Annotated in this window: 26 protein-coding genes and 1 pseudogene; 17 read left to right on the top strand and 10 right to left on the bottom strand. The window is 59.5% G+C overall.

The annotated features are described in order from the left end of the window. Positions 1 to 171 precede the first annotated feature (171 nt). Both DWB85_RS18125 and DWB85_RS18120 read right to left on the bottom strand, forming a co-directional pair. Entirely contained in the window at positions 172 to 603 is a 432-nt protein-coding gene (locus tag DWB85_RS18125) for a c-type cytochrome (RefSeq protein WP_117957356.1), read from the bottom strand. A 2-nt stretch (positions 604 to 605) separates the two neighbouring features. After that, on the bottom strand, positions 606 to 1,187 hold the full coding sequence (locus DWB85_RS18120; protein WP_117957354.1) for a ferritin-like domain-containing protein: 582 nt from the start codon (positions 1,185 to 1,187) through the stop codon (positions 606 to 608). 251 nt (positions 1,188 to 1,438) lie between these two features. On the opposite strand from DWB85_RS18120, the gene DWB85_RS18115 reads away from it, so the two are divergent. From DWB85_RS18115 to DWB85_RS19905, 3 genes are all read left to right on the top strand, one after another. After that, the gene (locus DWB85_RS18115) at positions 1,439 to 2,134 is read left to right on the top strand and encodes an RNA polymerase sigma factor (RefSeq protein WP_162846198.1); all 696 of its coding nucleotides are present in this window, start codon (positions 1,439 to 1,441) and stop codon (positions 2,132 to 2,134) included. A 165-nt stretch (positions 2,135 to 2,299) separates the two neighbouring features. Continuing rightward, positions 2,300 to 3,682 (top strand): DUF7151 family protein, encoded by a 1,383-nt coding sequence (locus DWB85_RS18110; RefSeq protein ID WP_205422803.1) that lies wholly within the window; start codon positions 2,300 to 2,302, stop codon positions 3,680 to 3,682. Between the two features lie 63 nt (positions 3,683 to 3,745). Further along, a complete protein-coding gene (locus DWB85_RS19905; RefSeq protein ID WP_338055650.1) occupies positions 3,746 to 3,982 on the top strand; it encodes an HIT family protein in 237 nt (78 codons plus the stop codon). Here the strand turns inward: DWB85_RS19905 and hutG are convergent. Together hutG and hutI are read right to left on the bottom strand one after the other, a co-directional pair. Next, the gene (gene hutG, locus DWB85_RS18100; protein ID WP_117957349.1) at positions 3,942 to 4,895 is read right to left on the bottom strand and encodes a formimidoylglutamase; all 954 of its coding nucleotides are present in this window, start codon (positions 4,893 to 4,895) and stop codon (positions 3,942 to 3,944) included. The two genes, DWB85_RS19905 and hutG, sit on opposite strands and share 41 nt — an antisense overlap. Continuing rightward, complete coding sequence (gene hutI, locus DWB85_RS18095; protein ID WP_117957347.1) at positions 4,885 to 6,111, bottom strand: imidazolonepropionase; 1,227 nt, start codon at positions 6,109 to 6,111, stop codon at positions 4,885 to 4,887. The genes hutG and hutI overlap by 11 nt, the downstream gene beginning before the upstream one ends. 95 nt (positions 6,112 to 6,206) lie before the next feature. On the opposite strand from hutI, the gene hutC reads away from it, so the two are divergent. The 4 genes from hutC (at position 6,207) to DWB85_RS19585 (ending at position 10,602) form a co-directional block, all read left to right on the top strand. Beyond that, positions 6,207 to 6,908, top strand: a complete 702-nt coding sequence (hutC, locus tag DWB85_RS18090; RefSeq protein ID WP_117957345.1) for a histidine utilization repressor — start codon at positions 6,207 to 6,209, stop codon at positions 6,906 to 6,908. 27 nt (positions 6,909 to 6,935) lie between these two features. Continuing rightward, on the top strand, positions 6,936 to 8,621 hold the full coding sequence (hutU, locus tag DWB85_RS18085; protein WP_117957343.1) for a urocanate hydratase: 1,686 nt from the start codon (positions 6,936 to 6,938) through the stop codon (positions 8,619 to 8,621). Further along, positions 8,618 to 10,189: a histidine ammonia-lyase gene (gene hutH, locus DWB85_RS18080; RefSeq protein ID WP_117957341.1), complete on the top strand. Its 1,572-nt coding sequence runs from the start codon at positions 8,618 to 8,620 to the stop codon at positions 10,187 to 10,189. Before hutU ends, hutH begins: the two co-directional genes overlap by 4 nt. A gap of 209 nt (positions 10,190 to 10,398) precedes the next feature. Next, complete coding sequence (locus tag DWB85_RS19585; RefSeq protein WP_162846196.1) at positions 10,399 to 10,602, top strand: hypothetical protein; 204 nt, start codon at positions 10,399 to 10,401, stop codon at positions 10,600 to 10,602. On the opposite strand, the pseudogene DWB85_RS18070 reads toward DWB85_RS19585, so the two are convergent. Further along, a pseudogene (locus tag DWB85_RS18070) lies at positions 10,584 to 10,733 on the bottom strand (transposase); the annotation flags it as partial. The gene DWB85_RS19585 and the pseudogene DWB85_RS18070 overlap by 19 nt on opposite strands. Positions 10,734 to 10,847: 114 nt before the next feature. Here DWB85_RS18070 and DWB85_RS18065 point away from each other — a divergent pair. Then, the gene (locus tag DWB85_RS18065; protein ID WP_239017386.1) at positions 10,848 to 13,238 is read left to right on the top strand and encodes an arylsulfatase; all 2,391 of its coding nucleotides are present in this window, start codon (positions 10,848 to 10,850) and stop codon (positions 13,236 to 13,238) included. A gap of 335 nt (positions 13,239 to 13,573) precedes the next feature. Then, positions 13,574 to 13,807 carry a hypothetical protein gene (locus DWB85_RS18060; protein ID WP_117957334.1) on the top strand — a complete coding sequence of 78 codons (234 nt, stop codon included), beginning with the start codon at positions 13,574 to 13,576 and terminating at the stop codon, positions 13,805 to 13,807. 50 nt (positions 13,808 to 13,857) lie between these two features. On the opposite strand, the gene DWB85_RS18055 is transcribed toward DWB85_RS18060, so the two are convergent. Then, the gene (locus DWB85_RS18055; RefSeq protein ID WP_117957332.1) at positions 13,858 to 14,481 is read right to left on the bottom strand and encodes a TetR/AcrR family transcriptional regulator; all 624 of its coding nucleotides are present in this window, start codon (positions 14,479 to 14,481) and stop codon (positions 13,858 to 13,860) included. 121 nt (positions 14,482 to 14,602) lie between these two features. Between DWB85_RS18055 and DWB85_RS18050 the strand changes: the two genes are divergently transcribed. The 7 genes from DWB85_RS18050 to DWB85_RS18020 all read left to right on the top strand — a co-directional run bounded on the left by DWB85_RS18050 (position 14,603) and on the right by DWB85_RS18020 (position 21,772). Next, the gene (locus DWB85_RS18050; RefSeq protein WP_117957330.1) at positions 14,603 to 15,715 is read left to right on the top strand and encodes a hypothetical protein; all 1,113 of its coding nucleotides are present in this window, start codon (positions 14,603 to 14,605) and stop codon (positions 15,713 to 15,715) included. Between the two features lie 4 nt (positions 15,716 to 15,719). Next, positions 15,720 to 16,892: a sulfotransferase family protein gene (locus tag DWB85_RS18045; RefSeq protein ID WP_117957328.1), complete on the top strand. Its 1,173-nt coding sequence runs from the start codon at positions 15,720 to 15,722 to the stop codon at positions 16,890 to 16,892. Between the two features lie 14 nt (positions 16,893 to 16,906). Continuing rightward, positions 16,907 to 17,821: an NAD-dependent epimerase/dehydratase family protein gene (locus tag DWB85_RS18040; protein WP_117957326.1), complete on the top strand. Its 915-nt coding sequence runs from the start codon at positions 16,907 to 16,909 to the stop codon at positions 17,819 to 17,821. A gap of 30 nt (positions 17,822 to 17,851) precedes the next feature. Beyond that, positions 17,852 to 18,322: an SRPBCC domain-containing protein gene (locus DWB85_RS18035; protein WP_117957324.1), complete on the top strand. Its 471-nt coding sequence runs from the start codon at positions 17,852 to 17,854 to the stop codon at positions 18,320 to 18,322. A 55-nt stretch (positions 18,323 to 18,377) separates the two neighbouring features. Next, a complete protein-coding gene (locus tag DWB85_RS18030; RefSeq protein WP_117957322.1) occupies positions 18,378 to 18,692 on the top strand; it encodes a putative quinol monooxygenase in 315 nt (104 codons plus the stop codon). 117 nt (positions 18,693 to 18,809) lie between these two features. Then, positions 18,810 to 19,574, top strand: coding sequence for an SDR family oxidoreductase (locus DWB85_RS18025; RefSeq protein ID WP_117957319.1), 765 nt, complete (start codon positions 18,810 to 18,812; stop codon positions 19,572 to 19,574). Positions 19,575 to 19,639: 65 nt separating this feature from the next. After that, positions 19,640 to 21,772 (top strand): oxidoreductase, encoded by a 2,133-nt coding sequence (locus DWB85_RS18020; protein ID WP_117957317.1) that lies wholly within the window; start codon positions 19,640 to 19,642, stop codon positions 21,770 to 21,772. Here DWB85_RS18020 and DWB85_RS20010 read toward each other — a convergent pair. Together DWB85_RS20010 and DWB85_RS18010 are read right to left on the bottom strand one after the other, a co-directional pair. Next, positions 21,747 to 21,857, bottom strand: coding sequence for an LrgB family protein (locus DWB85_RS20010; protein WP_420820278.1), 111 nt, complete (start codon positions 21,855 to 21,857; stop codon positions 21,747 to 21,749). The genes DWB85_RS18020 and DWB85_RS20010 overlap by 26 nt on opposite strands. 73 nt (positions 21,858 to 21,930) lie before the next feature. After that, positions 21,931 to 23,649 (bottom strand): FAD-binding oxidoreductase, encoded by a 1,719-nt coding sequence (locus DWB85_RS18010; RefSeq protein WP_117957313.1) that lies wholly within the window; start codon positions 23,647 to 23,649, stop codon positions 21,931 to 21,933. 109 nt (positions 23,650 to 23,758) lie between these two features. On the opposite strand from DWB85_RS18010, the gene DWB85_RS18005 reads away from it, so the two are divergent. After that, positions 23,759 to 24,733, top strand: coding sequence for an AraC family transcriptional regulator (locus DWB85_RS18005; RefSeq protein WP_162846197.1), 975 nt, complete (start codon positions 23,759 to 23,761; stop codon positions 24,731 to 24,733). A 77-nt stretch (positions 24,734 to 24,810) separates the two neighbouring features. On the opposite strand, the gene DWB85_RS18000 is transcribed toward DWB85_RS18005, so the two are convergent. Together DWB85_RS18000 and DWB85_RS17995 are read right to left on the bottom strand one after the other, a co-directional pair. Further along, entirely contained in the window at positions 24,811 to 25,338 is a 528-nt protein-coding gene (locus tag DWB85_RS18000) for a DUF1097 family protein (RefSeq protein ID WP_117957309.1), read from the bottom strand. 73 nt (positions 25,339 to 25,411) lie between these two features. Then, the coding region (locus tag DWB85_RS17995) for a TonB-dependent receptor domain-containing protein (protein ID WP_117957307.1) at positions 25,412 to 26,034 on the bottom strand (623 nt) is incomplete at its 5' end.

The raw sequence follows: 26,034 nt of genomic DNA, 5'->3' as shown, positions 1-26,034 counted from the left end.
CCTCCAACTCCGGAAGGCCTAATATTAATCCTGCGTGGGACATCGGTGTACTCTCCATTAAACGAACTTCGCAAATTCAGTTTAATGAACATCGGTGTCCCCCGTTAATGATGAAGAGCCCTTTTTTATGAACCGGCGGCAGGCTCGGCTCTACCCAATGGCTCTCCCGAATCAGTCCCCAGTATCTGCTTGCCCGTTGCAGTCAGCGTGATGGGCGTCAAGCGATAACAGGTATTGGACAAGCGCAGCCCGTTGTGCCGGGTCTTTTAGTCCTGCAACGGTCATACTCGTACCGGGCACAGTGCCCAACGGATCTTGTAAAAATCGATCAAGTGACTGCGGCCCCCAGACAATACCCGCATTTTTCATGGCTTCGGTGTAGTCAAATCCGGGGGCGCTTCCCGCTTTGCGGCCGTTCAGGTTGCAGTGCTTTGGGCCGGTGCGGTGGTAGGCGGGTGAGTGGCAGGCCGAGCACTGGGCATACAGTGTCCTGCCTTTGGCAACTTCATCATCAGAGGCAGGGGAGGCCGGCGGCGCGGTGCCCGCTGTCCCACCGGCTGCGCCCGCCAACAGCAACGCGACAACACCAATCAATCGAATCATGATCAGGAAAAGAATGCACCCGGAACCGGGTCCAGTCCTAGTGCCTGACGTAATACAGCCCAGTGCATCGACTCATCGGCCAGGATACTGGCTGCTGCCTGTGACAAGTCCCTGTTATCGAATAGTGGAATAGCGCCAGCGTAGGCGCTAATGGCACCACGCTCCAGGCCCGCCGCAAACGAGAGGACGTCGCCCTGGTTCTTGATTTTCTCAACCGGGAAATAATATTGCTTCTTCGGTGCAAGGGGCTCGCCACCCAGTCTTTTGACAGCGGTGGACAATGCATCCACATGTGCCCGATGATGCCCTTGAAACGTCACTGCCACCTGAAGTACCTCACTGTTCAATAGGCCGCTATCAGCGCCGAGTTGATAGGCGGCAACGGCTTCGTGCTCTGCCGCGATTGCGGTATTGAGTATCTGAATGTCAGTACCGGTATCGTCTGCAGATGCTTGCCCGGACGCATGCCCGAGTCGCACGCCCGCAAGCAGGCCTATTGCTGTACCGGACAGCATCAGCCGGCCGCTGTCTGCCAGGAAGTGACGTCGACTACCTGCTCTGGTTTTTTTTCCGTGACTAATCATAATCTAGACCTCTTCATTACGCGTGATCGAAATGATCAGACAGATAATGCATTCAAGGCAAAAAGGTGACAGGTTGTGGTGTCACAACACCTGGCTTCCTTCACCATGTGTCACCGATTTCTACCTGGATGCATCTAGGTTATCTACCCGGAAATCTGGCAGTTCTCACCAGAGTGGGTTTTGGGCAATCATGAGCGTAATCTGGCGATGACCGAAGCGATTGCCATATACTGAGCAAACGGAGATCGGCAGTGAATACTTCGAAGGAACAACAACGACCTCGTGGCGAAACACTGCTGCAAGAACATAGCCTGATCAGCGATATATCGCTTATTTCGCGTATACGCAACGGCGACGCAGGCCTGTTCGAGGTGCTCATGCGTCGCTACAACAACCGGGTTTACCGTGTCGCCAGAAGTCTTTGCACGGATGACGACGAAGCCATGGATGTCGTCCAGGAAAGCTGGATCAAGATCTACTGGGCGCTGTCCGACTTCCAGGGACCAGATGGCTTCCCCAGTTGGGCTACCAAAATCACCTACAACAATGCGTTGATGCGTCTGCGCAAGCAAAAACGCATTCACTACCTGGCCGAGTTGGGGGATATCGCCGTGAACTCCACTAACTCTGATCGTCACAATGAGGATCCGCTGAGCCAACTGGCGCAATCGCAACTAAAGCAACTTCTCGAGGGTGCTATCGACCGCTTGCCTGTAATCTACCGAGCGGTTTTCGTACTCAGGGCGGTGCAACACTTGAGCACGCGGGAGACGGCGGCATCGCTGAACCTTACGCCTGATACCGTAAAACAGCGTTTTTCGCGCGCGAGGCGGATTCTGCGTTCCGATCTGGAGTCCGCTATCCAGAGCGCTGGCCTGAGCCTGTATGAGTTTGATGGTGCACGGTGCGACTATATCGTGCAACGGGTTATGTCACAGCTCCTGTAGGCGTGAACGTGACTCTCACTGCCTGCTTGACGGTGCGCGCACTGTTGAGGGGTTAACCGGTTTTTGTCTCGTCAATTCGCTGCACCACGTCACCAAATCTGGCCATCTTGCATCTTTGACTTTAGCGCTGCTCGCTAGTGATCGGCGTTTGAAGGAGAGGCAATAATGTCAAAGAACAAGCTACGAATTACCACAGCCTTAACGGGTTTATTCACCGTCTCGATATTACTGGGTGGCTGTGAACCCGATGACGGAGACAACGGCAGAGCCGGGATCGACGGAATGAACGGCATCGACGGAATTGACAGCCTGGTCTCGCAAACGGTACTTCCTTCAGGCGATTTTCGCTGTGGCGTGGGCGGGGTGCTGCTGGAGTCCGGTCCCGATAGCAACAGGAACGGGATACTCGATCGCAATGAAGTGATTGCAGCCAGCGCCGTGTGCGACGGTAATCCCATCGACATTCTCGACCCGGCAATGGTACATCAGGGGCGGGAAATTTTCCGCTACGACACCTTCGGTAATGAACAGCTATGGACCGAGACGCTGGTACTGCATCAGGTTATCGAGTCATCGGTCAGTCCACGCACCGCGCTCAGTGTCGGGCTAAAAGTTGACGCAGAGGTACTGCCACCGGGTATTCTGGACTCGGTGGATCTCGACGATCCCGCCACTACGGTAGCACTGGTAGGCATGAATGCTGTAGTGGGTATTCAGGGCCTCGTCGAAGAAATCGAAGGTGAGTCGCGGCTGACACGGCTTGGCATTACCTGTGCGCTGTGTCATTCCGATGTGGACGACTCTGTTGCGCCGGGCATTGGCAAGCGGCTCGATGGCTGGCCCAACAGGGATATCAATCCCGGCCTGATTCTGTCCTTGTCACCCGCATTGCAGGACCCGGATACGCAGTCGGTGCTGACATCCTGGGGCCCTGGAAAATATGACGCCTACTGGAACCACGATGGCCTCAATAATCCGGCGGTCATTCCTCCCGCCTACGGGTTGAACGGTGTTCATCGTACGACCTTTACCGGTGAAGGCGATATCAGGTATTGGAATGCTTACGTGGCCATTACCCAGATGGGTGGTCAGGGTAACTTTCGCGACGATGCGCTGGGCATAGACATTCGCGTTGAAGACGACCAGGTAACCCCCAGGCTGGCAGCCCTGAAGGCCTACCAGTTCAGTCTGGACCCGCCCAGGCCGCCCCGGGGAAGTTTCGACCCAGTTGCCGCCGGACGCGGCAAGTCCATATTCGAGGGCGCCGGGCGCTGCGTTTCCTGTCACACGGGCACCGCATTTACCGATGCAAACAGCCGCCTGCACGATCCTTCGGCGGTAGGTACCGATCCAACGCTTGCGTCGCGATCCACTACCGGTCAGTACCGCACCACACCATTAAGGGGTGCCTGGCAGCACCCACCGTACTTTCATGATGGTAGCGCAGCTACTTTTGATGAGGTGGTGGCACATTATGACCTGTATCTGGGCCTGGGACTTACGGCGGATCAACGTGCAGATCTCGTGGAATATCTGAAGTCGCTTTGATCTGCTGCAGCCACATTCCGACGGGGCGTGTAGCCGGCACCACGTTGGAAGCCGAGCCAGACGCTGGCCTTCATGGATATCATGCCCCAGGTACCCGGCCATACTCTGGTCATTCCCAGGAACAGTGCCGAAGGCCGCCTGCCCACGATATGCCCCATGCCGTTGATCACGTGGGGCAGCGTGCCCGAAACTGACGGGCCATCGGTAGCGCGTCTGCATAGCCCATCGCAAGTGCGTTTTTCAGGACCGGTTTCGGTATTCAGCGATCAGCAAATGTCGCCGCCAGACAGCTGTCGATGACGCGCGCTCCCAGCCGGGCGGTGCGCCCGTCCGGGTCATGGGGCGGGCTGAGCTCGGCGATGTCGGTCATCAACCAGTGCACCTTGAACTGGCGGGCCAGCTCAGCCACGCTGGAGAGCGTGCGCAGTAGCCACGCGGGGTTCACCCCCAGTGCAGCGGGGGCGCTCACACCCGGGGCGTATGCCGCCGGGAACACGTCCAGGCAAACCGTGACGTAGAGGTAGTCGATCCCTGCCAGAAAGCGCTCCAGCAGCGGCAGTGCCCGCTCGCCATGGCAGTCGAGGTCCTCCTGGTAGCTGACTTCCAGGGTATCTGCGCGCTGGTACAGGGCGGGGGTGTTGGCCGTGCGCGCCACACCGAGACAGCAGTAGTGGAACGTTTGCCCCCGTTCCTCGCAATGTCTTGCCACCTGATAGAAGGGTGTGCCGGAGCTGCTCAGCGGCGCCGGCTGGCGCAGGTCGAAGTGGGCATCAAAATTCAGGATACCGAGGCGTCGGTCGGCGGGATCGCGATCGAGGAAGCGACGACAGCCCTGGAAACTACCCCAGGCGATCTCGTGGCCGCCCCCCAGGCCGATGACAAAGTGGCCCGCTGCCAGCAGCGCGGCGACTCGTTCGGCATAGGCAGCCTGACCGGCCTCCAGGTCGTCGGCGACGACGATATCACCGGCGTCGTGTAGCGGTCTGTCGTGGTGCCAGGCGAAGTTGGCCAGCGCCTGGCGCAGCGCGGCAGGCCCTTCGCTCGCTCCGGGGCGGCCCCTGTTGCGGCGCACGCCGAGGTCCGATGCCAGGCCCAGTAGCGCGATGCCGGGAGCAGTCGAGGCCGCGTGTTGTACCACCTGGTGCCAACGACGGCCCGCCTCACCGTCTTCGCTGTCAATTCGACCCCGCCAGGGATTCTCGCTATCGGCCATAACGCAGTGCCCCATCCTGGAAGACCGCCCGGGGGCGGTGGTAGTTGAGTCCGTAGCTCAATTCCGCGGGATGCTTGACGTCCCAGAGCGCCAGGTCGGCGCGCCGGCCGGCGGCCAGCACGCCGCGGTCGGCCAGGCCCAGGGCCCGGGCACCGTGCCGGGTAGCGCCGGCCAGGGCCTCTTCGGGGGTGAGCCCGAACAGTACACAGGCCTGGTTCATGGCCGTGAGCAGGGAGGCCACGGGCGAGCTTCCGGGGTTCAGGTCGGTGGCCACGGCGATTGGCACCCCCTGTTCCCTGAGCGCGGCTACCGGCGGCACTTGCGTTTCGCGCAGGAAGTAGAACGCCCCCGGCAGTAAGGTCGCCACGGTTCCGGCGGCAGCCAGGGCGGGAACGTCCTTCGGCTTGAGGTATTCGAGATGATCAACAGACAGTGCGCCATGGCGCGTTGCCAACAGGGCGCCATTGAGATCGCTGAATTGTTCCACGTGCGCCTTTACCGGCAGTCCGTGCTCCGCTGCCGCCCTGAACACCCGCTCGCATTGCGTCGGCGTGAAGCCCACGCCTTCGCAGAACACGTCCACCGCGTCCGCGAGCCCCAGGCGGGCAATTTCCGGGAGTAACTCGCTCAGCAGCATATCGATATAGGCATCCGCGCCGGTTTGGCGATACTCCGGCGGCAGGGCGTGGGCGCCCAGGAAAGTGCTGCGTACCGTGACCGGGAGATCTTCGCCAAGCCGTCGCGCGACCCGCAGCATCTTCAGTTCGGTGGCCGGCTCGAGACCGTAGCCGGATTTGATCTCCACGGTGGTGACACCCTCTTCGAGCAGCCTGAGCAGGCGCGCTCGGGCACTGGCGTACAGTTGGTCCTCGCTGGCTTCCCGGGTCGCTTTTACCGTGCCCAGGATACCGCCCCCGGCCCGGGCGATTGCTTCGTAGCTGGTACCCTGCAGGCGCTGTTCCCACTCCGTGGCGCGACTGCCACCGTAGACCAGGTGGGTGTGGCAATCCACCAGCCCCGGGGTGGCCCAGCGACCCGCGCCATCCAGCGATTTCCGCGCGGCGAGGTCGGGCAGAGCGGACGCGGGGCCGGCATAGAGGATGCGCTCGCCGTGCAGTGCCAGCGCGCCGTCGTCAATGGCGCCATAGGCTTGCTCGCTGTCGAGCAGGGTGGCGAGACGAATATTGGTGATCAGCCAGTCGCACTGCTGGGTCATCGGGCATCTCCGGCACAGGGTGACGGCAGATTCTACTTGTATATACATGTATAGACAAGATAGACTGCCGGGCAAATGGTCTCCCGGTCCACGCCATGACAGCACCTCAGTACGAGCGAATCAAGGCTGCATTGCGGCTGCGCATCCAGCGGGGTGACCTGTGCCCGGGTGACCGGGTGCCGTCGGAAAACCAGCTGGTGGTGGACTTTGGCGTGAGCCGGATGACGGCACGCCGCGCGTTGCTGGAACTGGCGGAAGACGGGCTGTTGGCCCGGACCCAGGGTCTGGGCACCTTTGTGGCCGACAATCGACCGGTGAGCTCGGTCACCCAGATCCGCAATATCGCCGAGGAAATCGGCCAGCGCGGACACCGCCACAGCTGCCAGGTGCTGGTGCTGGAAAGTCGCGAGGCAGATCCCGCCCTGGCGCTGCAGCTCGGCGTGGCAGCGGGCGAGCGCATATTCCACAGCGTACTGGTGCATCGGGAAGACGGAGTGCCGGTGCAATGGGAGTCTCGCCAGGTGGTGGCGCGACTGGCTCCGGGCTATCTGGAGCAGGATTTCACCCGGGTGACGCCGAGCGCCTTCCTCTCCGCCGTGGCGCCCCTGACCGAAGCGGACCAGACAGTGGAAGCAGTGCTGCCCACGGCGGCGATCGCCGCAGAGCTGGAGATGGATCTTGAGCAACCCTGCCTCAAGATCATCCGGCGCACCTTTTCACACCGGGGCGTGGTGTCGCTGGCGGAACTGATTCACCCCGGCGACCGCTATCGCCTGGGCAGCCATATCGATAGCTGAACAAACTGACCGAAGAGACCTATTACCATGACTCGAAACGACCCGACCAGAACGATCAAGGCCCCCACCGGCAGCCAGCTGCGGGCTCGCAGCTGGCTGACCGAGGCGCCGCTGCGCATGTTGATGAACAACCTGGACCCGGAGGTGGCGGAGCACCCCGCCAGCCTGGTGGTGTACGGTGGCATCGGCCGGGCGGCCCGCAACTGGGAGTGTTTCGACGCGATTGTCGAAGTGCTCGAGCGGCTGCGGGACGATGAAACCCTGCTGATACAGAGCGGCAAGCCGGTCGGCGTGTTTCCCACCCATGCCGACGCGCCACGGGTGTTGCTGGCGAACTCCAACCTGGTGCCCCACTGGGCCAACTGGGAACACTTCAACGAACTCGACCGGCTGGGTCTGATGATGTACGGCCAGATGACCGCCGGCTCCTGGATCTACATCGGTTCCCAGGGGATCGTGCAGGGCACCTACGAGACTTTCGCCGCCGTCGCCCGCACCCATTTCGACGGGGTAGCGCCTGGCCGCTGGATTCTCACTGCAGGCCTGGGTGGCATGGGCGGCGCCCAGCCTCTGGCCGCGACCATGGCCGGCTTCTCGATGCTGGCGGTGGAGGTCGACCAGAGTCGCATCGATTTCCGGCTGCGCACTGGCTACCTGGACCACAAGGCGACCACCCTGGACGAGGCGCTCGGCATCATCGAACAGGCCCGGGCCAACGGCGAGGCGACGTCGGTAGGTCTGCTGGGCAATGCCGCCGAAATGTTTCCGGAGCTGGCCCGGCGAGGCGTGACCCCGGACGTGGTCACGGACCAGACCAGTGCCCACGACCCGCTGAACGGTTACCTGCCGGCGGGCTGGACACTGGAGCAGGCGGCGCAGCAGCGCGAGCTGGATCCCGCCGCCGTGGTGCGGGCGGCCAAAGCCTCGATGGCCGTGCAGGTAAATGCCATGCTGGCCTTGCAGGCCAGCGGCGCCGCCACCCTGGATTACGGCAACAACATTCGCCAGATGGCCCTGGAGGAGGGCGTAGAGAATGCCTTTGATTTCCCGGGGTTCGTGCCGGCCTACATCCGGCCGCTGTTTTGCGAGGGCATCGGCCCGTTCCGCTGGGTCGCCCTGAGCGGTGACCCGGAGGACATCTACCGCACCGACGCCAGGGTCAAGGAACTCATCCCCGACAACCCGCAACTGCACAACTGGCTGGATATGGCCCGGGAACGCATCCAGTTCCAGGGGCTGCCAGCGCGTATTTGCTGGGTGGGTCTGGGAGATCGCGCCCGGCTCGGCCTGGCGTTTAACGAGATGGTCCGCAACGGCGAACTGAAGGCGCCGGTGGTGATCGGCCGCGACCACCTGGACTCCGGGTCCGTGGCGTCGCCCAACCGGGAGACAGAGCGTATGCGCGATGGCTCCGATGCGGTATCAGACTGGCCGCTGCTCAACGCCCTGCTCAACACCGCTGGTGGTGCGACCTGGGTAAGCCTGCACCACGGCGGTGGAGTGGGCATGGGCTTCAGCCAGCACGCCGGCGTGGTTATCGTCTGCGATGGCTCCGAGGCCGCCGACCGGCGCATCGCCCGGGTGTTGCACAACGACCCGGCTACCGGTGTCATGCGGCACGCCGACGCCGGTTACGACATTGCCCTGGACTGTGCCCGCCGCAATCACCTGGACCTGCCGATGATCACCGGCGCTGCAGGGCACCCGGCATGACCAGCGGGCACCTGACGATCCTGCCCGGGACCCTGACGCTCGAGGCACTGCGGCGGGTGAACGCAGGCCCCCTGACGGTGTCACTGGACGCGGCCTGCCACGGGGATATCGATGCTGCTGCCGCTACCGTGGCCGAGGTAATGGCCCAGGGCCGGGTGGTGTACGGCATCAATACCGGTTTCGGCCTGCTGGCCAACACACGCATAAAAACAGAAGAACTGGAGCAATTACAGCGCAGCATTGTGCTGTCGCACGCCGCTGGCATTGGCAGTTTCATGGATGAAAGCACCGTGCGCCTGATGCTGGTGCTCAAGGTCAATTCACTGGCCCGGGGCTACTCGGGCATCCGCCGCGAGGTGATTGAAAACCTGATCGCCCTGCTCAATGCCGGGGTCTACCCGGCGATTCCCCGCAAGGGTTCCGTCGGTGCCTCCGGGGATCTCGCTCCCCTGGCACACATGAGCGCGGTATTGCTCGGCGAGGGTGAGGCGTTCTACCGCGGGGAGCGGATCGCTGCGCAACAGGCGCTGACTATAGCCGGACTCTCGTCCGTGCAGCTGGCACCCAAAGAAGGGCTGGCACTGCTGAACGGCACCCAGGCATCTACCGCCTTTGCGCTGCAGGGCCTGTTCGCCGCGGAAAATGCCCTCAAGTCCGCTGCGGTGATCGGCGCCATGGCGGTGGAAGCGGCGCAGGGGTCGCGGGTGCCTTTCGATGCGCGCATTCACCGGGTGCGGGGCCAGGCTGGCCAGGAGACCATGGCGGCGGTGTACCGGGCACTGCTGGGGGAGGGGAGCGAGATCGCCCGCGCCCATGAGGATTGCGACAAGGTCCAGGACCCCTATTCCCTGCGCTGCCAGCCGCAGGTGATGGGCGCCTGCCTGCAGCAGATTCAATTCGCCGCCGGGACATTGCTGGACGAGGCCAATGGTGTATCCGATAACCCTCTGGTGTTCGCTGACAGCGGCGATATTCTCTCCGGCGGCAATTTCCACGCCGAGCCAGTGGCCATGGCGGCGGATATGCTGGCCATCGCCCTGGCGGAAATCGGCGCCCTGTCGGAGCGGCGCACGGCGCTGCTGATTGATTCCTCACTCAGCGGACTGCCGCCTTTTCTGGTGGAAAACGGCGGGGTCAACTCTGGCTTCATGATTGCCCAGGTCACCGCCGCGGCGCTGGCGAGTGAGAACAAAACGCTGGCGCATCCCGCCTCGATCGACTCTCTGCCGACCTCCGCCAACCAGGAGGATCACGTTTCAATGGCAACGTTCGCGGGGCGCCGGCTGGCGGACATTTTCGAGAACGTTGCCGGCATTCTGGCGGTGGAGTGGCTGGCGGCCGCCCAGGGCCTGGATTTCCGCAGACCCCTGGCGCCGAGCGAACCACTGGACGCGGCGCGGTCCCTGCTGCGGGCGTCGGTGCCGTTTTACGACCGGGATCGCTACTTCGCCCCGGATATCGAGTCGGCCGCGGCCCTGATAGTCGACGGTGCTCTGGCTAGCCTCGTTCCCGACAATCTGCTGGATCGCCAGCCCCGCCAGTACCCATGCACGGCTTCGCCAGCCTGATCTACAGCACGCTGTGGCTGGCGCTGTCTCCTATTGGTCTGCACCGGTACCCAGACATTGACCCCGGGATGGAATAGAGGCCTACAACGGCAAATCCTATGTCCCGCTATTCTGTCCTCGCCTTTCTGGACCAGACTTTCGATATGACGGCTCACTGAAGACGGCGTTTTCGCAACCACCTTTCCTATCTCCCGCTGGCTCATGCGCCCATGCTCGCAAACCTGGTCGAGTACAGCCGCTTCTTCGGAATCAAGGCCGGTGTCCTGGCGTTTGAAGATCCTGTTGGTCACCTGGGCAGTATCAGTTGGCTACGAGTTCTGACTTGGCAAAAGAGCCTGAATCCTTGTATCGGCGCGCCATCATCATTCTGCTACTCGATGTGGCGCACCCTGGCCTTTGATCGCCAGCCATAGAGCTGCGAATCATGCGGCCCGAGTTCCTGTGCAGCTTTGGAGACACCGATCCTCTCGGCCACTGCCTCTGCCTTGAACTCAGGCGCATACTGCTTCCGCGTTGTCTTTTTTGATCCTGTCTTGCTTGTCATGGTTCACCTTTGTAGCGTAGTTTACTCGCTTAACAGGTGTCCATCATTAGCGGGCAGGTTCAACTGCGTATAGATCCATGCCTCCGGGTGGACTTGAAAAATTGACGGGAACCTATGTCCAGACAATTAAAACTTCACACCTCAAGCTTCGGTATCCGCCGGCCAGATTCACTTCAGAAGAGGGAAGGCATCGGACTCATCAGCTCAATGGGCCGGCTACGCCACTTTTCCGCACGGAATCGAACGGTTGTTGGCCTGGTCATGGGTACCCTGCTTGGCGCCAGCGTCCAGGCCGCCACAGCGGTGAACACTAAAATCTCGCTAAGACAAGCGCCTGACGAAGCGCCCAATATTGTCGTGGTTTTACTCGATGATGTCGGCTTTGGCGCCACCGCGACCTTCGGCGGCCCGGTGAATACCCCGGCACTGGCAACGCTGGCTGATGAAGGTCTGCGTTTTAACCGCTTTCACACCACCGCTATCTGCTCGCCGACACGCGCCTCGCTGCTCACCGGCAGGGACTCGCATGCCGCGAACGTCGGCGCCGTGATGAATTCTGCGAGTTCGTTGCCCGGCTATCAGGGTATCCTGCGTCAGGACACCGCCACAGTGGCCGAAATCCTGCGTTTACAGGGTTACAGTACGGGCGCCTTTGGCAAGTGGCATCTCACCCCGGCTTGGGAGTCCACGACCGCCGGTCCATTCGATCATTGGCCGACTGGTGTTGGCTTTGATCGATTTTATGGTTTTCTTGGCGGTGAAACCGACCAGTTTGAGCCGACCCTTTACGAGGGGACTACACCGGTTCACCGTCCCGCAGGTGAGAACTATCATCTGACCGAGGACCTGGTAGACCACGCTATCCAGTGGATACGCAGCATCCGATCTATCAAGCCGGGAAATCCCTTCTTCCTCTACCTGGCTCCCGGCGCCACACATGCCCCCTTACAGGTGGCAGACGAATGGATCGAGCGCTATCGTGGCGCGTTTGATGATGGATGGGACGTCATGCGAACTGCCACGCTGGAACGTCAGCAAGCACTGGGCATCGCACCCGAAGATACGGTACTGACACCACGTCCCAGCGAACTGCCTGCATGGGACAGTCTCAGCGAGGAGCAGCGACAGGTAGCGGTGCGGCTTATGGAAACCTATGCCGGCTTTCTGGAGCATACCGATGTGCAAATCGGTCGTCTTGTCCATGCACTCAAATCAAGCGGTGACTTCGACAATACCCTGTTTGTATACATTGCAGGAGACAATGGCAGCAGCGCAGAGGGAGGTCTGGCCGGCAGCATCAACTACATGGGCTCGTTGCAGGGTATTCCAGAGACTCTGGAACAGCAACTCGCTGCGCTTGACAGCATCGGCAGCAAGACAACCTACCCGCAGTATCCGGCGGGCTGGGCCTGGGCGCTGACATCGCCGTTTCAATGGGTCAAACAGGTAGCCTCACATTTGGGTGGAACCCGGGTCGGTACCGTTATCAGCTGGCCGAAAACCATCGGTGATCAAGCTGGCGGCTTGCGCAACCAGTTTGCGCATGTCAATGACATCACCCCAACAATACTCGACGCTACCGGTATATCCATGCCTGAAATCGTCAATGGCGCTGCTCAACGTCCCATGGATGGAAGTAGTCTCCTGGCTAGTCTGCAGTCCTCGGGTGCTCCGGAACACCACAGAATGCAGTTATTCGAAGTCAACGGCAACCGTTCCCTCTATCACGACGGCTGGATAGCCTCCGCATTTCACCAGCGATTGCCCTGGAGTGTGGGTGTGAGACAAAAATCCTCGCCGATGGAAGAAGACCGCTGGGAGTTATATGACCTGAGGGAGGATTACAGCCAGAGCCGTAACCTCGCCAGCGAATACCCTGAAAAACTGGCAGAACTGCAGGCCCTGTTTCACCAGGAGGCTGAGCGCCTGGGCATCCTGCCGCTGCGCAGTGCCATGGATACCATGAAGAGCCACCCCGTCCCTGACCTGCGCGGAGATCGAACAGAATTCACTTTTTACGCCGGCACAATCGGTATCAGCGAAAGCCAGGCACCGTTCATTTTTAATCGCTCCTGGTCGCTACAGGCACTCCTGCGGGGCGATCAGCCACGGGGTGTCGTTGCCACGATGGGTGGCACGGTAGGAGGCTGGAGTCTGTTTTTTGACGAATCCGGGCGTCCCACATTCCACTATCGCAGCTTCGAACGGGGCGAGGTCACCTTGCGGGGCAAACAGGCGATTCAGGGCGCCAGTCAAATCGACCTGCACTTCGCCTACGACGGGGGTGGCTATGCCCGCGGCGGGGTCTTCACGCTGGTGGTTAACGGCGTGGAGGTTGACCAGGGCCGTATTGCTGTCACTCCGCCGGCCTACTTCTCTATCGACGAGACCTTTGATATTGGTATCGACACGGGTTCCCCGGCCGGTCGCTATCCGGAACAGAGTCCGCTCGGATACCCCTTCGAAGGCGGGCAGTTAGACGCCGTCAAGATCCGCTTACAGTGAGATTACGAGGAGAAATGGGGGCCGACCACGATCTCTGTAAAATCAACCACCTTCCGTGACCGCCTCTCACGCCGGTTCAGATGCAGTCAGTGCCGTCAGGATGGCGCTACCGGACTGATTGCTTGAACTGGCTATGGCTCACTGATACTAACAGTTGATACTGCATTCCGCTTGTACTTATCAGGTGATAAGACAAAAGACTGGTTGAGTCACACCGAGGGTTGGGGCTGTTGCACATCAAAGTGACAGATACCGGTTGCTGATTTAATGGTGCAAGAGGTGATGTAACGCCTCCCGTTTATTTGAAAGTATCCATGCAAGAGTAGGGTATTGTTATGGAAACGCTTGTTTATGTCTTGAAAGCCGACCAGGCGTTAACGGTAGCGCACTTGAGGGAGAGACTCCTGGGCGAGATCGTCACAGGGCTGCGATCACTGGGAGACTTTGTGGACGACGAGCGCTATTTCGGGTCGGAAGAGGCGGCGAATGTCATGATCGGGCACTTGCCGGGTTTCTGCGATCTGGGCAGTATGGTTTCACTCGCTATGAGTGAATACTACTTTGAATAAACTTCAGGCTACAGACTGGGGCGTGGCTGACCGTGTATTGCCTGTGCTGCTCAGTCGCCGTACCGCAAGCCGCCAGCAATGAAGGAGATCAGCTTTTGCACATAGTGTTTGCGGTTGTTCCCGGGCTGTGATGGCTTGCTGAGCTCCATGATAGCGTCCATGTTCGCCAGTCCCTGAAAGGTCAGTTCGGTTGCCAGCAGCCAGTGGGTCCGACGAGTCGTCTGGTCCAGGTCTGGCAGTGCTCTGGCAAGTAAGGGTTCGAAGATCTGCAGGCTGCGTTCTGTGGTCTTGCGGATCTGCTCGAGATGATTCTGTTCTACATAGGCACGGAAGAAAAATTTTACCGAGGTCATGCCGGCCTCCGGGTCGGTAAGAATCGGATAGGCAAAGGGCATTACCAGTGCTTCCACGAGCGACCTCACGGTAGGTAGCCGCTCCTCCTGCAGCGGCTGTAAAAGTGTCGCTCGGAGTTCCATGATGGGCTGCTGCCGCATTGCCAGCAGCGCTTCCAATAGCGCATCCCGGCTGCGGAAGTGGTAGTGCAGGGCCGCCGCGCTATAGCCTGCTTCGGCATTGATTTCCCGCAGGGACACATTCTGGATGCCCTTTTCGGCGAACAGTCGTTCAGCGGTGTTAAGTATGGCTTCGCGGGCATTGCCCTTTGGTCTGTTCATATCTGGTTTAATAGATCGGACTTTTTGAAAAAACCTGATTCTAGCACGAATCGTTTCCAACCTATCAGTTGACAAGTTTCGGTGTCGGCACTATCTTATCACTTGATAAGTGGAGGTGAGCATGAATTCAGAAGCTGAAAAGAAAGTACTCGATGGCACCGTATGGGACGAATTCTGCGATGCCCTGAAGGAAGCGGGTCGCATCGTCCAGAGCGAAAAGGCTCCCGGAGACGCCTTCAACCAGGCGGAGGGTTATCGCTACCTGACCCGTCTGTTGCGTGGTGGCCTGGAGAGCTTTCTGGAGTTCCGCGACCCGGCCTTCCCGCATCTGCGCTGCGGCGCTCACGAGACCATCAAGCTGGGCGCCGACAACCCGGACAATCGCTACGAGAGCGCCACCATTAACCCGAAATACGACTACCGCATTACCGGTAATCGTGGCACGGTGGACTACCTGGGTATTAGCAGCATCATCAACAAATACGCCTCCGGCGGCACCATGGAGGTAACCGGCCACATCGATCACCGGCAGATGGACATTGGTCCCGACGGCGAACTGGAGATTATCCTTAGCAAGACTGAGAAGCCCGGTAACTGGCTTCCCCTGGGCGAGGCCTCCAATTCCATCACCGTGCGCCAGACCTTCCAGGACCGCATTAACGAAACGCGTGCTGAACTGAAGATCGAGCGCATCGACGCGGGCGACACCCGGCCCGAGCCCCTCACCGCCGAAAAGCTGGAGCGCGGCCTGCAGGGTGCGGTGATGTTCGTCAAGGGGTCGGCGCAGATGTTCGAGAACTGGGCGGAGAGCTTCCTGCCCACCCTGAACGACCTGCCGCCAGCGGACCAGGACTATTGCCAGTCCATAGGCGGTGATCCGAATATCTTCTACTTCCACAGCGCCTGGCAACTGGCGCCGGATGAGGTGATGGTGATCGATGCGCCGCAGATACCCGAGTGCCAGACCTGGAACTTCCAACTGGACAACTGGTGGATGGAGTCCCTGGACTACCGCCACCACACCATCCACGTGAACAAGCACACCGCCCACTACCGCGATGACGGCAGCGTACGGGTAGTAATCTCCCACATCGATCCCGGGGTACCCAACTGGATCGAGACCGCCGGGCACGACATGGGTACCATGTGCTGGCGGTGGATCGGCGCCGACGAGCACCCGCTGCTCAATGTGCGGGTGATGAAGCTGGCGGACCTGGCTGGCCTGGAGGGCTAAGAGGATGTTGAACGACGTAGAGACGGTAAAGTTTGATGCCGATGAACTGGTACAGCAGGCGCAAGAACAGGCTGGCTTCAGTGACTTTGGTTGGCTGCCCTATAGAGAAGGGCTGGAAGTCCTGCTGGAAACCTACGACCGCAATGTCAAAGACCTCACCGGTCGCCGGCGCTGTCGTGACCGCGTGCTGAGCCTGCTCGCCACGCGCCTGCGTTGCGAAAATGCGTTCGCCACCATACCCGGGATCGCCGAACAGAAGATCGTGGCCCCTGTGTTCATCACCGGTCTGCCGCGCTCCGGCACCTCGGCCCTGCTAAACCTGATGGAGCGAGCGCCTGGCTACCGTGGCGTGCTGCAGTGGGAAGTGCAATTTCCGGATCCCTGGCCCGGCAGTCAGCCGGGAGACCAGGATCCCCGTTACCAACCGCTGAAAAAGGCCCTGAAATCGGTCGCCGACTCCGAGTTCAGCAAGATTCACTTCGTCGACGCGGATACGCCGGAGGAGTGCGTGCTGCTGCATGCTTTCGCCCTGCACGGCGTACATCTGGGCTTTGAGGTGATGCTGGAACCCTACCGCAGCTGGCTGCTGGCTCAGGACCTCGAGCCTCTGTATCGTTATCAGAAACAGCAGCTGCAACTGCTTAACTGGCGCAACCCGGGTAAGCAGTGGCTGCTCAAGGCGCCGGCCCACATGTGGAGTGTCGACACCATTGGCAAGGTGTTCCCCGACGCACGCTTCGTCTGGTGCCACCGGGATCCGCAGAAAGTGGTGCCCTCGATCAACAGCATGAACCGGGCAATCATGGGCATGTACATGGGTGACTGCAGTCACCTGGATGCTGGTGAAGTGGGCCGCGGTGTGATGGAGTGGTATGCCCAGTCGCTGGAGAGAGGCCTCGCCATGCGGTCGCAACTGCCGGAAGAGCTGTTTATCGACTGTTCACAACAGGAGTTCGTCGAGCGACCTCTGCAGCTGGTGGAGCGGGTGTGCGAGCAATTCGACATGCCGCTAGGCGAGGAGGGCCGCGCCGCCCTGCAGGCCCATATCGATGCCAACCCCAAGGGCAAGCACGGCAAGCACGAGTACGACCTGGCAGCCTACGGACTGACCAGAGAAATGATTGATGAACGCTTCGCCTTTTATACAGGTGATGATCGCTGGCCCATCAGTGCCTGATAGGGGAGGTTTGAATGAAAGGCAAGAAATTTCTGGTCACAGGCGCCACTGGTCAGATCGCACGTTACCTTGCGATACAGCTGGCAGCAGATAATACGGTCCATGCGATTGCGCGATTTTCAAGTGCATCGGCTCGAGAGCGGTTGGAGCAGGCTGGCGTAACCTGCATCAAGTTCGATTTTGCCAACGACGATCTCGCGCAACTGGATAGTGATTACAACTACGTGCTGCATCTGGCCACGACGCAGGAACCTGGAGATCGGGATTTCGACAACGCCATCGAGGTCAATGCTGTCGCCACCGGGCGCCTGATGGCACATTTTCACAATATCGATGCGTTCTTTTTCAGTTCTACCTGCTCCGTGTATGCGCCCGATGGCCACACACCACTCAAGGAGAGCCATCCGCTGGGCGACGCCATGCGTAGTCATTGCCCGACATATTCCATGTCCAAGGTGGCAGCGGAAGCAGTGGTCAAGTTCGCCGCGGAGCATTTTGGAATACCCACCGTGATAGCCAGAATGAATGTGGCTTATGGCCGCGACGGTGGTCTGCCTCTGATACACCTGGAGGCCCTGCGCAAAGGCAAGCCAATCTATCTTAATCCGCAGAAACCAAACTATTTCAACCCGGTCTGTGATGAAGACTATTACCAGCAGGTACTGAAGATGCTGGCAGTGGCAAGCACGCCGGCATTGGTAATGAACTGGTGCGGCAGCGAGCAGGTGAGCGCCGAGGAGTGGTGTGGATACATGGCCGAACTCTTGGGCGTCGAGGCAAATATTGTGTACACCGATAACGCTTTTCCCTGCACGCCCTGCGATACTGCGCTGATGCACAGTAAAATCGGCAGGACAAATACACACTGGCGCGACGCAATGAAAGTCCTGGTAGAGAACGGTGCAGGAGACGTGAGAAGTGTTGGCTGATTCCTCGTATACATACCTGGCACAGACAGCATGATTACAGCAGACGCTGTTTACTCAGACCGGGTAGCTATAGGCGCACCAGCGAAGCTGGTGTGGGAGATCCTGCTGGATTTTGACCGGTATCCCGAGTGGAACAGATTCTGTCCCAGGCTGGAGAATCACTCGCTTGAGATCGGCTCTGCCGTGGATATGATGGTTGATTTGGGCAACGGCCCCTCGCGGCAGGTGGAATACATTTCCAGAATCGATCCCGGACGATGCATTGCCTGGCGTATGCCCAACCGGGTAGATGATCCGGTGCATGCGGTGCGCAGCCAGTATATCGAGCCGCAAGATGAACAGAGCTGCATATACTGGACCGTGGACGAGTTTTCCGGGCCTGCCATGACTGTCATGATGGAACAGCTGGCCGCGGCCGTAGAGGCCGGTTTCAACCGCTGCGCATACGACCTCAAGGAACGTGCCGAGCGTCTCTGCCAGCTCCGGCAGCGGGAAACCTGAGGGGACATCGAGAGTTGCATCAGTTTGTCTGCACATTACACCTATGAGGTAAATAATGTTTGCTTATCTGACCCACGTACGAGCCAAGCCGGGCAAGCGAGAGGCGCTGATGGACGCAAATATAAATATGCAGTCCGCGACCCTCCAGGAAGAGGGAGTTCCCGTCTACATATTCCACACCAGCGAAGAAAACCCGGACGAATTTTTCTATTACGATCTGTACGAAACCGAAGAGGCCTACCTCGAACACTGCCGGACTGAGGCCTTTCAGCAAATGATTGACTGTATCGGCGAACTGGCCGACATTCTCGAGATGAAGAAGCTGTTGCCTTTCGGGATTGTGAAGAGCCAGCCTGTTAGCACTACATAGTCCGGTCGCCTGATCGAGGGCGGGTTTGTCTCACCGGAACATGCGATACCTGCTGGCGGGAAAACGGGCGATGCTGCCAGCAGGAATCTTTATCGGCTGATAATGGAGTATTGAACAATGGGTTTATATGTAGTTACCGGTTCCGCTAGCGGTATCGGTGAAGCGGTGGCCAAACAGATAAGAGCTGAAGGCCACAAGGTGATAGGGGTGGATATACGCGATGCGGATATTATCGCCGACCTCTCCGATGCGGTTAATTGTGAATCCGTTATCGCGCGGATCAGGGAACTGGCGGCCGACGGTATTGATGGCCTGGTTCCCTGTGCGGGAGTCGGTCCGGAGTGCCCCAGGCCAGAGTTGATACCACTGGTCAATTTTTTTGCCGTGGTGGCGCTGGTCAACGGCCTGCTTCCCCTGCTGGAAAAGAGGCGAGGGGCTATTGTTCTCATCAGTTCCAACTCTTCCCGCATGCGCGAGTATGACGAGGACTACATGCAGGCGCTGTTGTCGGAAGATCGCGAGCAGGCTTTGCGGCAGGTCGAAACTGTGGACGGGCAGGGCGCTTACGGCGGCAGCAAGCAGGCTTTGACCCGCTGGATGCGGAAGACGAATGCCGCCGCGGCCGCTTGTGGTGTGAGAATGAACGCCATTGCGCCTGGTTATACCGAGACGGGTATGACTGCGTCTGGCAAGAGTGACCCTCGTTTCAGTGAAGCACTGAAGCAATTCGTGGACTCGATTCCCATTGGCCGCCCCGGGATGCCCGAGGATCAGGCGGATGCCGTCCTGTTCCTTCTGGGTGACAAGGCCGGGTTCATTTCGGGTTCCGTCCTGTTTGTCGACGGTGGTCATGACGCGGTTTTCAGACCGGACACTTACTAGGCTGGAACCGCACTGCGTGAGTTCCGGGATTCTACCAAGCTGACAGCTACTGATTGAGGCCTCCCATGGCATACAAAAGTTTGTTCACACCCGGTCGCATCGGCGCGCTGGACATCTCCAACCGTTTGATAGTTTCCGCCATGGGAGTCAATCTCAGCGAGGAGGGTGGCTTCTGGGGGCAGAGGATACTCGAGTTCCACCAGGAACAGGCGCGGGGTGGTGCGGGCTTGATACTTTCCGGTGCCTGCGGCGTGATGTATCCAATTGGTCAGGTTCAGGAATGGCAGGTCGCGATTTCTGAAGATGAGCATATTGCCGGACTGAAACGGGTGGTCGATGCGGTCCACAGTCACGGCAGCCGCTTTGGGGTGCAGCTACACCAGGGTGGCTTGAACGCTGTGGATGACACTGTCGCCGGACGACCGCGCTGGTGCCCTTCAGAGCCCGAGTCCAAAGCAGGCGACTTCGCCGACGGCCTGCTACCTTCCGAGTTGCAGGTGCTTGCCAGCACCGGCATACCAACCTACCGGGTTTTGACCAGGGAAGATATTCAGGAACTGGTGCAGGCCTTCGCCGATGGCGCCCGGCGCGCCCAGTCGGCGGGCTGTGACACGGTCGAGGTACATGGCGGTCATGGGTACGTGCCTTCATCCTTCCTGTCGCCGCAATCCAACAGGCGTACTGACGAGTACGGGGGTAGCCTTGAAAACAGAGCGAGATTGCTACTGGAGATCGTGCGCGCGGTTCGTGCCGAAGTCGGCCCGGACTACCCTGTTATCGTAAAGATCGATTCCCGTGAAGTGGGCAAAGAGGGCGGCATTACGCTCGAGGACGCCAAGACGACAGCCCAATGGCTGGAACAGGCGGGTGCAGACGCCATTACTGTCAGCGCCTATCACGACTTCAGCAAAGGCAAGATGCACTCGGCCTCAAACGTCCCGCATGAACCGAACTCCCACCTTGCCGCCGCAGCGGCCATTCGGAAAGTACTGAATATCCCCGTAATCGCCCTGGGGCGTGTGGAGGCGGAGCACGCGGACAGGGAAATTACTGCCGGCCGGTTCGAGTTCCTGGCGATGGGGCGCAAGCTGCTGGCAGATCCGCACTTGCCGCGCAAACTGAAGGAAGGGCGCGCTGACGAGGTCAGGCCCTGCGTTTATTGCTACAGCTGTGTCAGCGCAATTTACAAACGCGAAAGAATGTACTGCGCGGTCAATCCAGAGTGTGGTCGGGAATATTTGCGCGCGCAGACACCACCGGCGGTGAGGGCCGGGCGTATCGTGGTGGTGGGTGGTGGCCCGGCCGGTATGGAGGCTGCACGGCGCCTCTCCGGCGACGGTCACGAGGTTATTCTGCTGGAGAAGGGCGACCGACTGGGTGGTACGCTGCGCTTTGCCGCACTGGCCTACCCCGCGAATGAACGTTTGCTGGACTGGCTCTGTCTGCAGGTGAATTCCCTGGGGATCGATGTGCGCCTGAAGACAGCCGCAACCCCGGAATTGATAGTGTCCCTGGCGCCTGACCATGTGGTTGTCGCTACCGGGGCCCGACGTGACCTGCCCCCGATACCGGGTTCAGAGCTGCCACACGTATTCAGCGGCGATGACATGCGTAATCTGGTGTTGGGTATGCACTCGGAAAGAGTCAAGGAAAAGACCTCCCTGTTCACACGGGTTGCCACCAGCGTCGGGGCCACTACCGGGATTACCGCCAACCTCGGTTTCGTGCGCAAGGCGACCAGGATGTGGATGCCACTGGGTAAAAATATCGTCATCATTGGTGGTGAGCTTGTCGGCCTGGAACTGGCGGAGTTTCTGGTGGAACGTGGCCGCAAGGTCGCGGTGATTGACGAGACGCCGAAATTCGGCGAGGGACTTGCGTTAGTGCGGCGCCTGCGGGTTCTTGCTGAACTGCGAGAGCACCAGGTGGAGCTGCGCCCCGGGGTAGGGGATATCCGGATCGAATCGGGGAAGGTGTGCTTCCGGGGCAGTGACGGTGAATCACACGTGGTTGACGCCGATGAAGTCATTGTGGCCAAGGGCGCAACCGGCGACTCTACCCAGGCACAGGCATTACGGGCAGCCGGTTTGACGGTTCATGAAATCGGCGACGGCTGCGGGGTTGGTTACATCGAAGGGGCCATGCGCTCGGCGATGGAGGTAGCGGACAGCATCAGTGCGGCGTCGTCAGCCAACTGACAACAAACGGTTTTGCCATTTCGCGAATTCGGTGAAATTCGCGATACAGGGGAACAGCCAGTGCCACTGTCGCAGGTCCCGACATTTTGATCAGGGGCCAATTGGCCATGAGCTGTGCCAGCCTGCCCTGCACATCAACAATCAGCAGCAGGCTGCTCTCAGTTGTCAGCGTCTTCCTGGTCTCTCTGTGAATTATTCAGGGTGCTAAAGATGCCTGTAATCCCCACCTCTCTGTCAGCCGGGTCGATCAGCACGCCGGGATTCAGTATGCTCGCCGGGTCGAGAAACTGCTTGCTCGCCGCCAGGGTTTGCCGAAACAAGGAGGAGGTTTGTTGCTCGTAGCCGAAACGGTGGTCCCGGCCAACGGCATGGTGATGAGTGGCTGTGGCGCCGTGATCCGCTATCAACTGCAATGAAAGTTGCTTGATGCTTTTCCATTTGTCGATGGCATTCTGCAAGTTGCCTTCGGTGTCCCCCACCATATAGAAGGTAAAGTACGGCGCGGGGCCGTCCGGGTAGACATGGGTAAAGCGGCAGGAAAAGGAGAATGGGTGGCCGGTAATGTCGGCGATGGTTTTTTCCATCTCCTTGTTGACGCTGCGGTAAAAATCGGGGAAACGGTCCCAGGTGATCGCCGTTTCAAAAGTATCGGCGACGATACCAAAAGCGGTGACACGATTACGCCAGTAGGGCATGCGGATAAAGGCATTGCGCCACGACTCCGCTTCGTTTTCCCGGCTGTTGCTGTGCGTGGCGTTGTCCACCACATCACCCTCCAGCGTACCACCGTGCTCGCGGACGATCTCAAGCGCGCGCTCCATGCCTGCCTTGACCGGGTGATCGGCGGACTCAAAGCCCAGGACCAGAATGGAACAGGGCTTGTCGGCTACGCGGTTGATCGCCACTTCCTGCTCGTCCAGCAGGCGACAATTGGCGGGAAACAGACCGGACTGGGAAATCTGCCGTACCGCTTCGGCACCTTGCAGGAAGCTATCGAAGGTAACCGACGCCGTGGCGCGCCATTTCGGCCGGTGCTGCAGGCGCATGGTCGCTTCGGTGATAATGCCCAGAGAGCCTTCCGAGCCGCAGATCAGCCGGTCCGCTGAGGGACCGGCACCGGAGCCAGGTAGCTCGCGGGTTTCTATCACCCCACTGGGGGTCACTGTACGGGTGGCCTCCACCATATCCTCTATATGGGTGTAGACGGTGGCAAAGTGACCACCGGCTCGAGTAGCGACCATGCCGCCCAATGTGACAAAGGGAAAACTCTGCGGGTAGTGGCGCAGGGTCAGTCCGTGTTCTTTCAGCGCCGCTTCCATTTCCGGCCCGCGAATCCCGGCCTGGATGCGGGCGCGCCGGCTAACAGAATCCACCTTGAGAATCTGGTTAAAATTTTCCATATCCACGGTCAATGTGGCATCGTAATTGTTGCCCACATCCGGTTCTACGCCGCCGCAGACACTGGTACCGCCGCCAAAGGGTATGACGGCGACATTGTTTTCTGCTGCATACTGGTAGATAGCCTCAATGTCCTGCTCTGTTTTTGGGAAGGCCACCCCATCCGGTGCATTGGGAACCTGACGTAGATACATGCGCGCCATATCCGGGTAGGACTTGCCGTAGCTGTGTACCAGGCGATCGTAAACCGTTGTCGAAACAATTCCTTCCAGCGCGTATGGCAGGTTTTTCAGCCTTGAGATCGGCAGTTCAAATTCGTCGATTTGAGGTGGTGTCAGCTCAACAGCCCCCTCGGGAACCAGAGCCGTGACCATACTATCGATAAGGCGATTTTCCTCGTCGCTCAGTTTGTCATCGGCATAGCCCCAGCCCCAGAAAAGCAGCGGTTTGCGCTGTGACTTGCTGTTAATCTGGCTCATTACCCTTGCCCTCACTATGCGATATGTTGGCAATATTAAGTTGGAGCCGTGTAAGTGTATTGACAGATCACGCCAGGCGGCTTCAGTATCGTTATGCAGGAAGTACTGGATGTTTATACGAATATCAGGACAATTCACCCGAATCCTGCAGTTATGGATGGTGCAGCGCGGTATTCAATACCCGGCTTTGAAGAACCGTTTGGCGAAGATGGCCGAGCGGGAGAGCATCCCGGTGGAACAATGGCGGGCGGTACTGGCTGAAGCGGCGGCTTGCTATCCAGAGTCACATATTGGCCTGGAGATCGGCGCGCAGGCCACCCTGAGCCATATCGGCGTGCTCGGCTACCTGGTGCTTAACAGTGAAACGCTTGTCGACGCCCTGCAGACCTACCAGCTTTGCGAGCGCCGTTTCTACAGCGTAGATTTTTGCCGGCTGATAAAAACTGGCAATGGCTACACACTGGCCTGGCCAGACCGGTTGGGAGAGGAAAATGCGCTGTTCGTACAGGTGGCCCTGGCCTCGCTGGTTACTTTTTTGAGGCAACGTTTCCCTGCCACCTGCCAACTGCTGCAGGTTGAACTCACTGAAAGTCAGCCGGAGTTAATCGAACCCTATCTGGCGTTCTTTGGCTGTCCTGTGCAGTTTGGTTCAACGACGCCGGGTATCACCGTGAGCCATGCGACCGCCTGCCAGGCCGACACTGGTGCATTGCCGCTTGATTTTCGCTCTGTGCGCCAGCAGCAGGCAGCGGCCGTGGGTACTGTACTTGTAGCGAATGATCTCTTTTTACAGCAGCTACAGGCGGTACTATTAAAATTGATCCCTGAAAGCAGGGTATCGTTGGCCCACGTGGCAAAAGAGATGGACTGTTCATCCCGCACATTGCAGCGGCGGCTTGGCAATTACCACTATTCCTTCCAATCATTACTGGATGCAGTACGCGAGCAATTGGGGTGTCGGTATCTGCAGGAGGACGGCCTTACTTTTGTTGAGATAGCTTTGCTGCTGGGGTATTCCGAGCAAAGTGCGTTTACCCGCGCCTTTAAAAAGTGGACGGGTAAAACGCCAGGACAGTACCGGTAGGCTCCGGAGATCAGCAGTTTTACCCGGCCTGCCTTCCCCTCGTTGGTGATCTTACAGAAGTCTTTTACTGGGAAAATTCACCGGGACGGGGCCTTACCCGCTCGCTGCGCTGCTTCACTGCGGCCCAGCAGGGGTATTTTAGCGATGGCAAGAATGCCCAGAATCACCATCCCCCCGCCAATCAACTGCACTGCCGCCCAGACCAGCGGTTCAGGCGTCGCGCCGTCCAGCCTCGAGGCGAGCCCACTGACCAGCAGGAACATGAAAGCGTAGTTGTTGAAGACCACGGGTAACACCTCTCCGAGGGCGACGATGGCGTAGACCACCAGGCAGATAAAGAGTAGCCGGGCGGTCGAGGCACCCAGCAAGGGCCCCGCGCCGAGCACGAAATCCACGGTCAGCACGTAACAGCCGATGCCGATGAGGCCGCCCACCAGCAAGTGGGGGATGCGTTCCCGGTTCATGTGCGTTTCAAAGAAGAAAATCATGGTCAGGAAAACCGGCCATGTGGGCAGGTGCAGAGCGTGCAACAGCAACTCTACGGCGATGATCAGTAGCAGTAGCAGGAGGCCGAAAACAAGCCGTTCTTTTCTTATGCCGGTCATGGTTAACTCCCGTGCGGGTTACGAACAAAATAATGGGGTGGCCTGGCCACCCCGAATGGGTGCGGACTGGATGTCAGCGCACAAAGTTGTAGGTAATCTCGGCCCCGTAGACCTGGCCCTTGGCCAGCGGCGAGAAGGTACCGCCCAGGGGAATGGGCCCGAGGGCCGAGGGCAGCTGGGTATCGCCACCGTGCTTGACCTCGTCGAGCAGGTTGCGGCCGTACAGGGAGAACACCCAGCGGCCGCTGTTGGCGTAGAAATCCAGGCCGGCATCGAGGATGTCCTGCTCCAGGATGTAACCCAGGTTGTTGTCGGTGTAGGCCACCTCGTCCCGGTAGGCGTAGTTGATGCGCGCGGTGGCGAAGCCCCAGCTGCCTACTTCGAAATCGTAGTTAAAGCCCAGGCTGTAGGTCCACTCCGGGGCCCGCGGCAGGTCCAGGTCCTTGTCCTTGCCGTCGACCATGCCATCGCCGTTGAGGTCGAACTTGACCGAGTCGTAGCTGGCATCGATGTAGCCCACCGAGGCCAGCATCAGCAGGTTGTCGCCGAGGCGGAAGGTGCCGTCGACCTCGAGCCCCCAGATGGTGGCGTCGGCGGTGTTGTCGATGATCTGCACCACACCGGAGGTGGGGTCGGCGAGGTTGACCTCACGCTGCATGTCGGCGATGTCACTGTAGAACAGGGCGGCATTGAGCC

Source organism: Seongchinamella sediminis (genome assembly GCF_003457605.1).
Lineage (GTDB): Bacteria > Pseudomonadota > Gammaproteobacteria > Pseudomonadales > Halieaceae > Halioglobus > Halioglobus sediminis.
The sequence above is the reverse complement of the archived record's forward strand: the minus strand, read 5'-3'. Positions and strand labels throughout refer to the sequence as shown.